Here is a 13,585-nt window from a genome sequence, read left to right on the forward strand (position 1 = left end):
AGGACGCCCATCTATGCCGAGCAATGCAACCCTTCGCCGTCAGCGCACTCTTGGTGGAGCGCTGGGGGTGATCGTGCTGGGGTTCGCGCTGACGTATCACTTTTTCCCGCGGGTATTCCACGTCGATCCGACCCAGGCACCGCGACGTTCGATGTCGATGGGCACCCAGGCGCCGACCAGCGGATTGCAGCCGGAGAGCGTATCGGCGATCAGCGAAATCAACGCCGGGCCGCCACTGACGCTGGCACCGGCCGCCGTGATCGCCGCGCACAGCAGCAAGAATGCAAACCTGCCCGAGCAGCTGAGTGCGGATACGCCGGCGGTGCAGGCGTTGCTGGTGCGTGCGGCCAAGGCGCTGCATGACGGTCAACTGGCCGGCGACGCAAACAGCGCTGCGGCGCTGTTTGCGCAGGCGCTGAAGGACAAGCCGGACAGCCGTCGCGCCGCGCAGGGTCTGTTCGACGTGCGGGCGCGGCTGGTGGCAGAGATCGATCAGGACATCGCAGTAGGCGACGCCGATGCCGCGGAGGATCTGCTCGATGCGTTGCGTCCGCTGCCGGATGCCGCCGACGATGTGGCGCAGCTGGAAGCCAGCCTGAAAACCCTAGTCAAGGTCCGGCCGATGCTGGCGAAGGCGGCCGGCCTGCTGCAGCAGGGCAAGGTGGATCAGCCGCATGGCGGAAGTGCGCTGGACATCTACCGTGAGGTACAGCAGCTCGATCCGCAGAATGCGGTGGCCGAGCAGGGCATTTTCCAGGTGCAGCGTGCGGTGCTCGATCGCGCACTGGCCGCCGTGGCGCAGAACGATTTCGTCGGTGCGGACCAGCAACTGGCCGAAGCGCAGACCATCCGTCCCGGTTCGCAGCAGATGCTCGATGTGCACAAACGCGTCGACGACATGCGCGAACAGCGCGCGAACGGCGTGCTGGCGCAGGCGCGTTCGGCGCTGGATGCCGGCAATGTCGAACTGGCCGAGAAACTGGCAGTGCAGGCCCGGGCGATCGATCCGGGGCTGGCAACGCTGGCGGATTTCGATGAGCGGCTGACCAACGCGCGCCTGTATGCCAGCTACAAACCGGGCCAGGTCTTCACCGATCGCTATGTCGACCTGCCGGGCAAGACGCCGGCGATGGTGGTGATTCCCACTGGCAGTTTCCAGATGGGCGTGTCGGCTGACGCGGATGAGCGCATCGACGCCGAAATGCCGCAGCACGCGGTCACCATCGACAAGGGTTTCGCGATGGCGCGCACGGCGGTGACGGTGGGCGAATTCCGCGAGTTCGTGCGCGCCAGCGGCTATGTGCCCGATTCGGTCAAGCTGGGCGGCTCCAGCGTGTATGACGAGCGCAGCGGTGCGTTGCGTGACGACTCCGACGCGACCTGGCAGGACGACTATGCCGGTCACAAGGCCGACGACAAGCTGCCGGTGGTGAACATCTCGTGGAACGATGCCAAGGCGTACACCGATTGGCTCAGCCAGCGCACCGGCAAGATCTACCGCTTGCCCAGCGAAGCCGAATTCGAATATGCCCTGCGTGGCGGCACCACCAGCCGCTACTGGTGGGGCGACGGTGTGCCCACCCATCCGGTGGAAAACCTCACCGGTTCCGGCGACCGCTCGCGCAGCGGCCGGCGCTGGAGCCATGCCTTCCGCGGTTATCGCGATGGCTACTGGGGGCCGGCACCGGTGATGAGCTTCGTCGCCAATCCGTTCGGCCTGTACGACATCAACGGCAATGTGTCCGAGTGGGCGCAGGACTGCTGGCACGACAGCTACCTGCGCGCACCAGTCGACGGCAGCGCATGGCTCAATCCGGGTTGCCGCGTCCACGTGGTGCGTGGCGGTTCCTGGGGCAGCTCACCGGAGCAGGTGAACTCGGCCTATCGCCAGGGCGTCAATGGCGATGCGCGCAGTGGTCGCGTGGGTTTCCGCGTGGTGCGCGAGTTGTAGCCAGACATGAAAAACCCCGCGCAAGGCGGGGTTTTTCATTAATTGGTACCGGTGATAGGACTCGAACCTACACGACATCGCTGCCAGCGGATTTTGAGTCCGCCGCGTCTACCATTCCGCCACACCGGCATGTGAGCGGCGTATTATGCCGGGTTCAGTGCACGCGGTCGAGTCCCAGTTGACGCACGTCGCGACCGTACCAGCGATCCTCGGGCAGCGGCCGGAACACCGCGCACTGGGTCATCGGGCCGGAATAGATGTGCAGGCTGACGGTGACCGCGTTGTCGCTGGGGTTGCGGATGCTGTGGTACTCGTGCGGCGGGATCAGGCTGCCGGCCGAGCCGGCGCCGGCCTGGATCGAGCCGACCGGCTGGAAGCAATAACGCTGCGCGTCGTGCTCCAGCAGCTCGTACTGCACGATTTCCAGCGCGCCGTTCCACACGCCCTCGACGCACCACATGCCGTCGTGATCGTGGATCGGCGTGCCCTGGCCCGGGCCCCAGGTCATCGCCACCACGCAGTAGCCGTGCTCCTCGCTGCGGTAAAGCTCGCGGCGGGCGTAGTGCTCGGGATTGGCTTCGAACACGCAGTCGGGCAACTTCACGGCGTTGTCGCGGATCAGCTTGCACAGGCTGTTGCGCAGGCTGTCGGTGAGTTCGTGGGTGGTCGGCTTGGCCACGGCGGCGTCGATCGCGTCGATCAGGGTGCGGCTGCCGGGGAAATCCAGGGTAAGCATGATGGTCTCGGATGGTGCGTGATGCCGCTTATCTTAGCAGCGGGGCGGTCAGGCGGCCGGCAATCGGTTCAGGAAGCCACCGATGGCGCGACTGTAGTTTTCGATATCGACCAGGAACGCGTCGTGGCCCTGCGGCGAATCCAGTGCCACGAATTCCACCTTGGCACCGGCGGCTTGCAAGCCTTCGGCGATCTGCTCCTGCTGCTGCAGCGGAAACAGGATGTCGGTACTGACGCCGATCACCATGGCCTGTTCGATATGGATGCGCTTGAGTCCTTCCAGCACGCTGCCGTGGCCGTATTCGGCGATGTCGAACCAGTCGCTGGCGCGCGACAGGTAGAGGTAGCTGTTCGGATCGAAGTTGCGCACGAAGCGCTGGGCGTGGCCTTCTAGATAGGACTCGACCTGGAACTCGCGACCGAACGGATTCTCGTCGCGCTGCTCCGGGTCGAGCCGGATGCGCGCGAAGCGGCCATTCCATTCCATCGCCGAGCGATAGGTGATCACGCCGAGCTTGCGCGCGATGCTCATGCCCAGGTCGGGATAGTTGCCGCCTTCCTTGGCGTGAATATCGTATTGGCCGTCGTTGAACTGCGGGTCGAGCCGGATCGCCTCGCGCTGCAGCGAACGGATCGCGATCGCGAATGGCTGCGCCTGCGGCGCGGTGTCCACGCTGATATGCGCGCGCACGCTGCCGGGGTGCAGCAGCATGTAGGCCAGCGCGCTCATGCCGCCCATCGAGCAGCCGATCAGGCAGGCGAGTTGCGTAATGCCGAGGCTGCTGACGGCGGCGTGCGCGGCGTTGGCGACGTCTTCCAGCGCCAGCTCGGGAAACGTCAGCCGATAGGCTTCGCCGGTGGCTGGGTCGATCGAGGCGGGGCAGGTCGAGCCCTTGTCGCTGCCCAGCGAGTTCACGCAGATCACGAACCAGCGCGAGCTGTCGATCGCCTTGCCCGGGCCGGCCATGTCTTCCCACCAACCGGGCGTGGGATCTTCCTCGCACGACATCATGTGCGCGCTGGGCGACAGGCCGGTGAGTACCAGCACGGCATTGTCGCGGGCGGCGTTCAACGTACCCCAGGTTTCGTAGGCAACATGGGCGCCGTGCAGTTCGCCACCGCGTTTCATCGCGAACGGCGAGGGCAGTGCAAAATAGCGGCGCGCATCGCTCATCGTCAGTGCACCTTGTCGATACTGATCTTGATTGGCGTCTTGCTGTCCACCGCCACGATGCCGGCGTCGCCTTCCAGATCACCGGGTTGCGCGATCGGCTGGCCGCTATGGCTGATCCGTGCGCCGACGAAGACGCGCGTGACCGAGGACAGTTTCATCGCCGGCGTCATCGCCATCGCGTCGGTCAGGGTGACGCTGGCCGGCAACTGGCCGGCATCAAGTCTGGCGACAGCCAGCGGCATCGGTGGGCCGTTCTCCGCGCGGGCATAGACGAATAGAACATCGCCCGGAGCCAGCTTGTCCTTCAGTGCCGGTGCCAGCGCGACCTGCACTTGCAACGCGGCACCTTGCGGCGCGGGCACGACGGCGCTGCTCGCGGCTTCAGCCGGTGTACCGCCAGCGCGAGCGTCGGCCACGGCGATCTGTTCGGCGACTGCCTTGGCCACGTTCGAGCCGGGTTCCAGTTGCGGTTGCAGCAGGCGCCAGGTGGCAGCGGCATGGCGGTATTCGCCGTGCTGGAAGTCGCTGATGCCGAGCAGCCACAGACCGCGCTGGCTGTCCGGATGCAATTGCACGGCACGCTTGAGCAGGTCCAGTGCGCGGCCTTCGATCATGTGATCGCTGCGCGTCATTGAATCGTTCTCGGCCCAGCCAACCATCGCCTCGGCGTTGTTGGCATCGAGCTTCAGCACGTGGTCGTAGGCATCGCGCGCGGCGGCCGGATCGTGCTGCATGGCGCTGGTCTGTGCCAGCAGCATCCAGCCCTGCACATCGCCCGGTTGCTGGGTCAGGTGGGCGCGCAGTTCGTCGAGTGCCTGTTGCATGGTCAACGGCTGCGAGGCTTCAGCGGACACACCGTTGAGCGCAGCTGGCGTGCCTATCAGCAGGTACAGGCTGGCAGCCGACAGCGGCAGCACGAAGGCAATCGCCAGGGTCAGCGCAAACACGCCACGGCTGCGGCCAGACTTGCGGCCCTGGCGCACCAGCGGCAGCAGCAAGGCTGCCAGCGCCACAGCGATCATCACTGCAGCGGCTATGAAAAAAACGGTTTTCACCAGTCGTCCCCGTTATCGGTCGGCGTGCTGTCAATCAAGGCGTTGTCGGTCGAGGCTTCCGTGGCGACGGTGCCGCGCTGGCTGCGTTTGCGGATTGCCAGCAGTACCGCAGCGCCACCGCTGAGCAGGATCAGCAGCGGTCCGAACCACAGCAGCCAAGTGCCGGCGGTAAGTGGCGGGTCGTACAGCACGAAGTTGGAGTAGCGCGCGACCAGGTATTGCTTGATCTCGTCGTCGCTGCTGCCGTGCTGCATCATCTGGAAGATCTGGTTGCGCAGGTCGCGCGCGATCGGCGCGTTGGAGTCGGCCAGCGTCTCGTTCTGGCACATCGGGCAACGCAGTTGCTGGGTGAGGTGCTGAAAGCGCAACTCCTGCGCATGGTCGGCGAACGGCATCGGCTCGATCGCCTGTGCGTGGGCCATGCCCGCGCACGCCAGCAGCATCACCAGCAGCATGCGAATGAGGCTGCGCGTCATGGCTGGGCCTCGCGTGCCATCGCGGCAATCGCCGGTTTCAGTTCCCTAGCCACCACGTCGGGCGTGAGCGGACCAATGTGCTTGTAGCGGATCATGCCCTTCGCATCGATCAGGAAACTTTCCGGTGCGCCATACACGCCGAAGTCGATCGCGGTGTGACCCGGTTCGTCGGCAATCAGCAGGTTGTACGGATTGCCGTGTTCGGCCAGCCAGCGTTTCGCATCGGCCGGCGCGTCCTTGTAGTTGTAGCCGACCAGTTGCACGCCGAGACTAGGGCCTTCAGCTTCCAATACCGGATGCTCCACGCCGCATTCGACACACCAGCTGGCGAACACATTGAGCAGGTAGGGCTGGCCGAGCAGGTCGGCCTTGCTGACCGTTTGCGTGGGTTCGTACAGCTTGGGCAGGTTGAACGCGGGCGCCGGCTTGTCGAGCAGCGGCGACGGGATCGCGTTCTGGTCGTGCTGGGTGTTCCACCAGATGCCGAAGCCGAACAGCAGCACCAGCAGCATGAAACCGAAGAACGGCAGCAACCGGTTCATGCGTGTGTTTCCTGTACCTGCAGGCCCGCCGCAGCGGCTTCCGTTTTCGCAGCGCGCTTGATGCGGAAGCGCTTGTCGCCGGCGCAGACGAAACCGCCCAGCATCATCAGCAGACCACCGCCCCAGATCCAGCGGATGAACGGCTTGTAGTACAGCCGCAGCGACCATGCGCCTTCGATGTTGCCGGTATCCATCGGCTCGCCCAGTGCCACGTACAGGTCGCGGAAGACGCCGGCGTCCACCGCCGACTCGGTTTGCACCTGGCCACGCAGATAAGTCCGCTTCTGCGGATGCATCACGGCGACCGCCTTGCTGTCGCGGGTGACCGTGACCACGCCTTGATCGGCGCGCCAGTTCGGACCCGTCGCACGGTGTACGCCGTCGAAGCGGAAATCGTAGCCGCCGATGTGCTGGGTCTGGCCCGGCGCCATCCGCACGTCGCTGGTCACGCTGAGCGATTCGGACAGCAGCACGCCGGCCACGAACACGCCCACGCCCAGATGCGCCAGCAGCATGCCGGCCATCTCAGCCGGATAACGGCGGCCGCGCGGCACTTCGCGCCAGCGCTTGATCGCGTACAGCAGCACGCCGACGGTAAGCCAGACCAGCGACGCCACGCCGGCGATCGCCTTGAGATGGCCGTCGACGAAGAACGCCGCCACGATCGCGCACGCCGCCGCGGCGATGCCTGCGCGCAACAGCACCTGCTTCAGCACCGGTGTGTCGCCCTTGCCCCAGCGCAGGAACGGTCCGAACGGCAACAGCAGCACCACCGGCAGCATCAACAGCGGGAACAGGAAGCCGAAGTAGGGCGGTCCGACCGAGACGCGGCCCAGATTCAGCGCATCGCCGATCAGCGGGAACAGTGTGCCCAGCAGCACCATCGCGGCAGCCACTGCGAACATCAGGTTGCCGATCAGCAACACGGTCTCGCGTGATACGACCTTGAACGGTTTGCCGCCTGCCACCTTCGGTGCGCGCAGCGCGTACAACAGCAGCGAGCCGCCGACCACGATGGTCAGGAACGCCAGAATGAAGATGCCGCGGCGCGGATCGGAGGCGAACGCATGCACCGAGGTGAGCACGCCCGAGCGCACCAGGAAGGTACCGAGCAGACTCAGCGAGAACGCGAAGATCGACAACAAGATCGTCCACGCACGCAGCGAGCCGCGCTTCTCGGTGATCGCCTGCGCATGGATCAGACCCAGACCCACCAGCCATGGCATGAAGCTGGCGTTTTCCACCGGGTCCCAGAACCACCAGCCGCCCCAGCCCAGTTCCGCGTAGGCCCACCAGCTGCCGGCGACGATGCCGCAGGTGAGGAAGGCCCACGCGATATTCGTCCACGGCCGCGCCCAGCGCACCCATGCCTGTTCCAGCTCGCCGCCGAGCAGGGCGGCGATCGAGAACGCGAACGCCACCGAGAAACCGACGTAGCCCATGTACAGCATCGGTGGGTGGAACGTCATGCCCGGATCCTGCAACACCGGATTCAGGTCTGCGCCATCGCCAGGCATCGGCAGCAGTCGTCCGAACGGATCGGAAGTGAAGATGATGAAGGCGAGGAAGCCCACCGCGATCAGGCCCATCACCGCGATCACGCGCGAGGCGAATACTTCGGGCAGCTTCTGGCTGAACGCGACCAGCGCCACCGTCCATATATTGAGAATCAGGATCCACAGCAGCAGCGAACCTTCATGCGCGCCCCACACCGCGGCGATGCGGTAGTACCACGGCAGCGCCAGGTTCGAATTGTCGGCCACGTACTGCACCGAGAAGTCGAAGCGCAGGAACGCCCACGCCAGGATGCCGAACGCGAAGGCCACGAAAACAGCCTGACCCGCCGCGGCCGGACGCGCCACTGCCATCAGCGCACGATTGCCGCGCCACGCGCCGACCAGCGGCAGGATGCTCTGCGCCAGCGCCAGCAGCAGGGCGAGGATCAGCGCGAGCTGGCCAAGTTCCGGCGTCATGGCATCTTGTCCTGTACGGCGGTTTCCTCTTCGATCTTCTTGTCCGCATGCGCCTTCGCCATCGCGTCCTTCAGCTCTTTCGGCATGTAGGTCTCGTCATGCTTGGCCAGCACTTCGGTGGCGATGAAGTGCGCATTGTCCATGTGCCCGGTGGCGATCACCGACTGGTTGTCGCGGAACAGGTCCGGCAGGATGCCGGTGTATTCGACGGGCATCGCGCCGCCGGCATCGACCACGGTGAAGGTGACCTTGAGCGAGTCGTTGCTGCGCTGGATCGAGCCGGCCTTGACCATGCCGCCGAGGCGGAACGTCTTGTAGCTGCCCGCTTCACCCGATTGCACCTGACTCGGGGTGAGCAGGTAGTTCATGTTGTTCTGCAGCGCCAGCACGACCAGTACCGCAGCGATGGCAGCTGCGACGAGGATCGACACCACGATGGTGAGTCGGCGTTTGCGGGTGGGATTCATGGGCATGGTCGAGAGCCGCCCCCGTCAAGGGGAAAGTGGAGTGGAGTTGCCGCCGGCACGATCCTGTCGTGCCTGTTGACGCGACAGCCGTGCGCGGAGTTCCCGCAGCACGCGGCGACGGCGCAGGCGCGGTGCGATGGTGTCGGCGATCAGCACGATGAAGAACAGTGCGTAGGCCGGCCACACGTAGATGGCATAACCACCCATCCTGAAAAAAGCGGCGGCATCGCCGCTCACGGCAAGGAACGTCTGCACGGTGCTCATGATTTCGCCTCGTCTTCGGCGATCTTGCGCACCCAATCCTTGCCGCCTTCCAGCGCCAGCAGGTCGGTGCGCACGCGGCGGAACAGGCTGGCGGCGTAATAGAACTTGGTCGCCAGCATCATCGTCAGCAGCGGCCACAGCATGTCCCAGGACATCTTGGACTGGCCGAACACGTTGATCGTGCTGCCCTGGTGCAAGGTGTTCCACCAGTTCACCGAGAAATGCACGATCGGCACGTTGATGATGCCGATGATCGCCAGGAAGGCGGCGGCGCGCGCGCCCTGGCGACGATCCTCAAACGCGTGATACAGCCCGATCACGCCGAGATAGAGGAACAGCAGCACCAGCTCGGAGGTGAGCCGGGCGTCCCAGGTCCACCAGGTGCCCCACATCGGCTTGCCCCACAGCGAACCGGTGATCAGGGTGATGAAGGTGAACGCCGCGCCGATCGGCGCCGATTCCATCGCCACCACCTCGGCCAGCTTGATCCGCCACACCAGTGCGATGAACGCAGCCACGCCCATCACCGCATAGATGAACATGCTCATCTCGGCGCTGGGCACATGGATGAAGATGATCCGGTAGGCGTCGCCCTGCTGGTAGTCGGCCGGCGCCAGCACCAGCCCGCCGTACAGCGCGATCGCGCCCAGCAACAACGCCAGCGTCATCGCCCACGGCTGCAGTGTGCCGGCGAAACGGTAGAACGTCGGCGGCGAGCCGAGTTTGTGCAACCAGAGTGGAATCCAGTTAGACATGAGTCGTTAGGCGTCCAGGGCAATACGAAGGGCGGCGGCACAGGCCAGTGGCGCCAACACCACAGCCAGCACCAAGGCGGCAGCGAGCCAGCTGATCGGCGCGAGCCACGGCAATCCCTGCTGGGCGGCTGCCACGGCACCCGCGGCAAAGATCACTGCGGGCACGCATAAAGGCAGCAACATCAAGGCGAGCAGCATACCAGAGCGCCGGGTGCCGGCCGTCAGCGCAACCAGCACCGCACCGAGCAGGCTGAGCAGCGGCGTGGCCAGCAACAGCGCCAGCAGCAGCACCGGAATCACCGCGCCGGGCAGATGCAGCATCGCGGCCATCAAGGGCGCGATCACGATCAGCGGCAAGGCCGTGGTGATCCAGTGGGCGAGGATCTTCATGCCCAGCATCAGTGCCAGCGGCTGCGGTGCCATGACCAGTTGTTCCAGCGAGCCGTCCTCGATATCGCTGGAGAACATCGCATCCAGCGCCAGCAGCATCGCCAGCAACACGGTGACCAGCACCACGCCGCCGGCGATCCGCTGCAGCAGCGTGTCCTCCGGCCCCAGCGCGAACGGGAACAGCATCGTCACGATCAACGCGTACAGCACCGGCATCGCGATGTCGCCGCGCCGGCGCCAGGCCAGGGTGAGGTCGCGCCGCAGCATCGCCGTGCAGGCGGCAAGGAGGCCTGCACGGTTCATGATTTTTCTCCCTCCCCTGCGTGCAGGGGAGGGTTGGGGAGGGGTAAGGCTCTCCCGCGAGAGCGAACCCCCTCCCAGCCTCCCCCTGCTTGCAGGGGGAGGAGCCAATACATGAGGCGCTGCGTATCAATCATGCATGCGAATCCGTCGCGGCTCGCCGCCATGGAAACTCATCGTGCCATGACTGGTGACCAGCGCCGCGCCGCCGGCATCGGTGTGTTTTTCCAGCAAGTCGTTCACCAGCGCGATGCCGATGCGGTCAAGGTTCGCGTACGGCTCGTCGAGCAGCCACAACGTGGCTGGCAGCAACAGCAGCCGCGCGAGTGCGGCGCGCTTCTTCTGGCCGGCCGACAGGCGGCGCACCGGTTCGTCTTCGTAACCGCGCAGGCCGATCTCGGCCAGCACCGCCGTCACACTGACGCCGTCGCGGCAGCCATGCAGGCCGGCGGCGATCTGCAGGTTCTCGCGTGGACTGAGATCGGCCTTCAGGCCGAGCTGGTGGCCGAGAAACAGGATTTCGCCTGCGCAGGTGTCGCGCTGCAGCGGCTCGCCGCGCCAGTGCAGTTCGCCCTCGCCGACATGCAGCAGGCCGGCGAGGATGCGCAGCAAGGTGGTCTTGCCGCTGCCATTGTCGCCCTCGACCAGCGCCAGTTCGCCCGCGTGCAACTGGAAATCCAGTGGCGCGAACACCGGTTCGTCCTGGCGTAGGAAACTCAGGGCCCGCGCTTCAAGCAGGGACACAGTGGGATTTGCGGCGGTCATTGCCTTGATTGTCCGCAATGCCGATGGCGCTTGTCCATGCGGCGTGCTGCCGCTGACCGGGTCACTCCAGCACGCGCAAGTGGGCGATGCTGTTGGCGTGGCCGTGGATGTAGGCCAGTTGTTCGTGACGCCTGGCCAGTGCGTCCAGCGTGGCGATGTCGGGGCCGATCACGAACAGGCTGGGTTCGCTCCAGCCGGTGCGGCCGATGCCGATCGCCGGATGGATCACGGCTTCGGGCCATGCGCGCAGCGCGCCCAGCAATTCGCGTTGTGCGGCGAGATTGTCCGCGGGTGCGCGTGTCGTCTCCGCGCGGGGATTCCATGCGGTGATGAAACCCCAGCAGCGTGCGCCGACCAGCGCCTGCAGCGATGACGGCAGTGGCTGGTCGATGCGGATGTCGGCCCATTCCGCCGCGTCGATGCAGACGAGGTAGTCGGTGGCGCGGAACGCGTCGAGCAGCGCCCTATCCATGCCGCAGCGGCGGCAACGGCGGCAGGCTGGACTGAAACAGGCTCACCGCGGCATCGAGATCGATATTCGCGACCTGCGGCGTATTGCGCAGCAGCTGTTCCAGCAGCGCATCCTGCGCACGCCCGCGCTCGAGCGCATAGGCATAAGGCACGTGCGAGAACGTGACCAGCCGATAGCGCGCCATGTAGTGCTCGGGCGCACGGGTTGCCAGCAGGGCGCCGAGTTCGCGCTTGGCCAGGTAATGTGGGTCGGCGACCGAGTCGCGCATCTCGACGTAGTTTTCCAGCGCCATCGCGGCGATCGCGTTCGCGTTGGGTTGGCGTACGCGCTGAAATTCGGCGAACACCTCGGCGCTGTCGTTCGGCGCTGCGGCCAGCAGGTTCGCCAGCACCACGGTGTCCTCGAAGCCGCAGTTCATGCCCTGGCCGTGGAACGGCACGATCGCGTGGGCGGCATCGCCGATCAGCAGCGCGCGGCCGTCCAGGTGCCAGCGCTCCAGATACAGCGTGGACAGCGTGCCGACCGGGTGACTGTCGAAGTCCTCGTTGAAGCGCGGGATCAGCGGCAGCAGCCCCGGAAACTGTTCACTGAAGAAAGCAGCCGCTGCCGTCGCATCGGGCACGGTGGCGAAACTCGGTGCCGTACCCTGGGCTGGCAGGAACAAGGTGACGGTGAAGCTGCCTTCGGTATTCGGCAGCGCGATGCACATGTAGCCGCCGCGCGGCCAGATATGCAGCGCATGCGGCTCCAACGCGAACTGGTCGTGGCCGCCACTGGATTGCCGCACGGCGTCAGGCAGTTCGCCTGCAGGTGGAATCTCCAGCTCCTTGTAGCCATGGCCGAGCGACTCGATGCGCTCGCCCAGCGGGCTGTGCGCATTCATCGCCGCACGCACCGCCGAGCCGGCGCCGTCGGCACCGATCAGCATGCCGACCGGCGAATCGCGTTCCACACCGGAGGCGTCGGCCAGTCGGATGCGCTGTGCGTCGAAGTCGGCACTGACCAGTGACTGCCCGAAATGGAACTGCACGCCAGCCGCCTCGGCGGCATCCAGCAGCAGCATGTTCAAGGCACCGCGCGAAACCGACCAGATCACCTCGCTGTCGTCGACACCGTAACGCTGCAGTCCGCTGTTGCCGTCGAGGGCATGCACCATGCGTCCGCGCATCATCACCGCGCGTTGCAGCACATCGTCGGCCAATCCGGCTGTGCGCAACGCCTGCAATCCACGTTCAGCCAAGGCGAGATTGATCGAGCGACCACCAAGGAAGCCGGTCAGCCGCGGATCAGGGCGCTTCTCATAGACCTCGACGGCAAAACCGCGCTGCGCCAGCTGCTGCGCCAGCAACGCGCCGACCAGGCCGCCGCCAATGAGGGTGATGGGTTGCTGCGCCATGCTGCGATCCGTGGAGGGAATCTGCCCACTGTTCCGCAAGCCGCACGCAACTGCAATCCCGGCAACGCCGGAATGGCCTAGAAGCTCATGAAGTAGCCGCCATTGACCGGCAGATTGGCGCCGGTGATGTAGCCGGCGTCATCGGCCGCGAGAAATTTCGCGGCACGGGCGATGTCGGCGGGAGCGCCGAGCCGGCCGACCGGGATGTCGGCAATGATCTGCGCGCGGATCTCGGCGGATACCGCGGCGACCATCGGGGTGTCGCAATACCCCGGTGACACGGTGTTGACGGTGACACCCTTGCGCGCAGTCTCGCGTGCCAGCGCCATGCTGAAACCGTGCACGCCGGCCTTGGCGGCGGAATAGTTGGTCTGGCCGAACTGGCCGGTCTGGCCGTTCACCGAGCTGATGTTGACGATACGTCCGAAGCTGCGAGCGGTCATGCCCTCGACCACGTTGCGGCACATGTTGAATACACCGTCCAGATTCACCCGCATCAGCTCGTGCCACTGGTGCGGCGACATCTTGCGCAGGCTGGCGTCGCGGGTGATGCCGGCGGCATTGACCAGGATGTCGACGCCGCCGTGCTGCTGTTCGATGCGGGCGATCAGCTGCTGGCAGCTATCGAAGTCGCTGACGTCGGCCGGCTCGAACGTGATGCTGTCCCCGAAGCCGGCAACCTCGTCGCGGAATGCGGCGACGCGCTCGCTGCGTGCGGCCAAATCCACCGCGACCACCTGACGTCCAGCCTGGGCCAGTTGCCGGCAGATTTCCGTGCCGAGGCCACCGATGCCGCCGGTGACCAGCGCGACACGTTTTTCAACAGCTGGTTTCTCAACAGCAGGTTTCTCAACGGCAGTCTGGTTCATG

15 protein-coding genes and 1 tRNA gene are annotated in these 13,585 nt (G+C 65.6%); 1 reads left to right on the forward strand and 15 read right to left on the reverse strand.

Going from position 1 to position 13,585, the window contains the following annotated elements; all coding sequences use genetic code 11:
* Positions 1-13 precede the first annotated feature (13 nt).
* Positions 14-1,951, forward strand: coding sequence for a formylglycine-generating enzyme family protein (locus IE071_RS04070; protein WP_189439863.1), 1,938 nt, complete (start codon positions 14-16; stop codon positions 1,949-1,951).
* A 43-nt stretch (positions 1,952-1,994) separates the two neighbouring features.
* Here IE071_RS04070 and IE071_RS04075 read toward each other — a convergent pair.
* From IE071_RS04075 to phbB, 15 genes are all read right to left on the reverse strand, one after another.
* Positions 1,995-2,080, reverse strand: a tRNA-Leu gene (locus tag IE071_RS04075).
* Between the two features lie 25 nt (positions 2,081-2,105).
* Positions 2,106-2,687: a cysteine dioxygenase family protein gene (locus IE071_RS04080; RefSeq protein ID WP_189439864.1), complete on the reverse strand. Its 582-nt coding sequence runs from the start codon at positions 2,685-2,687 to the stop codon at positions 2,106-2,108.
* A gap of 48 nt (positions 2,688-2,735) precedes the next feature.
* Complete coding sequence (gene metX / locus IE071_RS04085) at positions 2,736-3,860, reverse strand: homoserine O-acetyltransferase MetX (protein ID WP_189439865.1); 1,125 nt, start codon at positions 3,858-3,860, stop codon at positions 2,736-2,738.
* A gap of 2 nt (positions 3,861-3,862) precedes the next feature.
* Entirely contained in the window at positions 3,863-4,915 is a 1,053-nt protein-coding gene (locus IE071_RS04090) for a tetratricopeptide repeat protein (protein ID WP_189439866.1), read from the reverse strand.
* A complete protein-coding gene (locus IE071_RS04095; protein WP_425503420.1) occupies positions 4,912-5,391 on the reverse strand; it encodes a cytochrome c-type biogenesis protein in 480 nt (159 codons plus the stop codon). The genes IE071_RS04090 and IE071_RS04095 overlap by 4 nt, the downstream gene beginning before the upstream one ends.
* A complete protein-coding gene (locus IE071_RS04100; protein ID WP_189439867.1) occupies positions 5,388-5,933 on the reverse strand; it encodes a DsbE family thiol:disulfide interchange protein in 546 nt (181 codons plus the stop codon). The genes IE071_RS04095 and IE071_RS04100 overlap by 4 nt, the downstream gene beginning before the upstream one ends.
* Positions 5,930-7,906, reverse strand: coding sequence for a heme lyase CcmF/NrfE family subunit (locus IE071_RS04105; RefSeq protein WP_189439868.1), 1,977 nt, complete (start codon positions 7,904-7,906; stop codon positions 5,930-5,932). Before IE071_RS04105 ends, IE071_RS04100 begins: the two co-directional genes overlap by 4 nt.
* Positions 7,903-8,373: a cytochrome c maturation protein CcmE gene (ccmE, locus tag IE071_RS04110; RefSeq protein ID WP_189439869.1), complete on the reverse strand. Its 471-nt coding sequence runs from the start codon at positions 8,371-8,373 to the stop codon at positions 7,903-7,905. The genes IE071_RS04105 and ccmE overlap by 4 nt, the downstream gene beginning before the upstream one ends.
* A 24-nt stretch (positions 8,374-8,397) precedes the next feature.
* On the reverse strand, positions 8,398-8,637 hold the full coding sequence (ccmD, locus tag IE071_RS04115) for a heme exporter protein CcmD (RefSeq protein ID WP_189439870.1): 240 nt from the start codon (positions 8,635-8,637) through the stop codon (positions 8,398-8,400).
* Positions 8,634-9,392 carry a heme ABC transporter permease gene (locus IE071_RS04120; protein WP_189439871.1) on the reverse strand — a complete coding sequence of 253 codons (759 nt, stop codon included), beginning with the start codon at positions 9,390-9,392 and terminating at the stop codon, positions 8,634-8,636. Before IE071_RS04120 ends, ccmD begins: the two co-directional genes overlap by 4 nt.
* A gap of 6 nt (positions 9,393-9,398) precedes the next feature.
* On the reverse strand, positions 9,399-10,085 hold the full coding sequence (ccmB, locus tag IE071_RS04125) for a heme exporter protein CcmB (protein WP_189439872.1): 687 nt from the start codon (positions 10,083-10,085) through the stop codon (positions 9,399-9,401).
* Between the two features lie 126 nt (positions 10,086-10,211).
* The gene (gene ccmA, locus IE071_RS04130) at positions 10,212-10,847 is read right to left on the reverse strand and encodes a cytochrome c biogenesis heme-transporting ATPase CcmA (RefSeq protein ID WP_189439873.1); all 636 of its coding nucleotides are present in this window, start codon (positions 10,845-10,847) and stop codon (positions 10,212-10,214) included.
* A 61-nt stretch (positions 10,848-10,908) separates the two neighbouring features.
* Positions 10,909-11,319 carry a DUF3293 domain-containing protein gene (locus IE071_RS04135; RefSeq protein WP_189439874.1) on the reverse strand — a complete coding sequence of 137 codons (411 nt, stop codon included), beginning with the start codon at positions 11,317-11,319 and terminating at the stop codon, positions 10,909-10,911.
* The gene (locus tag IE071_RS04140) at positions 11,312-12,715 is read right to left on the reverse strand and encodes an FAD-dependent oxidoreductase (protein WP_189439875.1); all 1,404 of its coding nucleotides are present in this window, start codon (positions 12,713-12,715) and stop codon (positions 11,312-11,314) included. The genes IE071_RS04135 and IE071_RS04140 overlap by 8 nt, the downstream gene beginning before the upstream one ends.
* A 77-nt stretch (positions 12,716-12,792) precedes the next feature.
* Entirely contained in the window at positions 12,793-13,584 is a 792-nt protein-coding gene (gene phbB / locus IE071_RS04145; RefSeq protein ID WP_189439876.1) for an acetoacetyl-CoA reductase, read from the reverse strand.
* Between the last annotated feature and the right edge of the window lies 1 nt (position 13,585).

This window comes from Rhodanobacter panaciterrae, assembly GCF_014651895.1.
Lineage (GTDB): Bacteria > Pseudomonadota > Gammaproteobacteria > Xanthomonadales > Rhodanobacteraceae > Rhodanobacter > Rhodanobacter panaciterrae.

Bases quoted from the DNA above. Each gene is read 5' to 3' on its own strand.
- IE071_RS04095 (WP_425503420.1), bottom strand. From the start codon at position 5,391: ATGACGCGCAGCCTCATTCGCATGCTGCTGGTGATGCTGCTGGCGTGC.
- ccmA (WP_189439873.1), bottom strand. From the start codon at position 10,847: ATGACCGCCGCAAATCCCACTGTGTCCCTGCTTGAAGCGCGGGCCCTG.
- IE071_RS04140 (WP_189439875.1), bottom strand. From the start codon at position 12,715: ATGGCGCAGCAACCCATCACCCTCATTGGCGGCGGCCTGGTCGGCGCG.
- ccmB (WP_189439872.1), bottom strand. From the start codon at position 10,085: ATGAACCGTGCAGGCCTCCTTGCCGCCTGCACGGCGATGCTGCGGCGC.
- metX (WP_189439865.1), bottom strand. From the start codon at position 3,860: ATGAGCGATGCGCGCCGCTATTTTGCACTGCCCTCGCCGTTCGCGATG.
- IE071_RS04100 (WP_189439867.1), bottom strand. From the start codon at position 5,933: ATGAACCGGTTGCTGCCGTTCTTCGGTTTCATGCTGCTGGTGCTGCTG.
- IE071_RS04080 (WP_189439864.1), bottom strand. From the start codon at position 2,687: ATGCTTACCCTGGATTTCCCCGGCAGCCGCACCCTGATCGACGCGATC.
- IE071_RS04120 (WP_189439871.1), bottom strand. From the start codon at position 9,392: ATGTCTAACTGGATTCCACTCTGGTTGCACAAACTCGGCTCGCCGCCG.
- IE071_RS04135 (WP_189439874.1), bottom strand. From the start codon at position 11,319: ATGGATAGGGCGCTGCTCGACGCGTTCCGCGCCACCGACTACCTCGTC.
- IE071_RS04070 (WP_189439863.1), top strand. From the start codon at position 14: ATGCCGAGCAATGCAACCCTTCGCCGTCAGCGCACTCTTGGTGGAGCG.
- phbB (WP_189439876.1), bottom strand. From the start codon at position 13,584: ATGAACCAGACTGCCGTTGAGAAACCTGCTGTTGAGAAACCAGCTGTT.
- ccmD (WP_189439870.1), bottom strand. From the start codon at position 8,637: ATGAGCACCGTGCAGACGTTCCTTGCCGTGAGCGGCGATGCCGCCGCT.
- ccmE (WP_189439869.1), bottom strand. From the start codon at position 8,373: ATGAATCCCACCCGCAAACGCCGACTCACCATCGTGGTGTCGATCCTC.
- IE071_RS04105 (WP_189439868.1), bottom strand. From the start codon at position 7,906: ATGACGCCGGAACTTGGCCAGCTCGCGCTGATCCTCGCCCTGCTGCTG.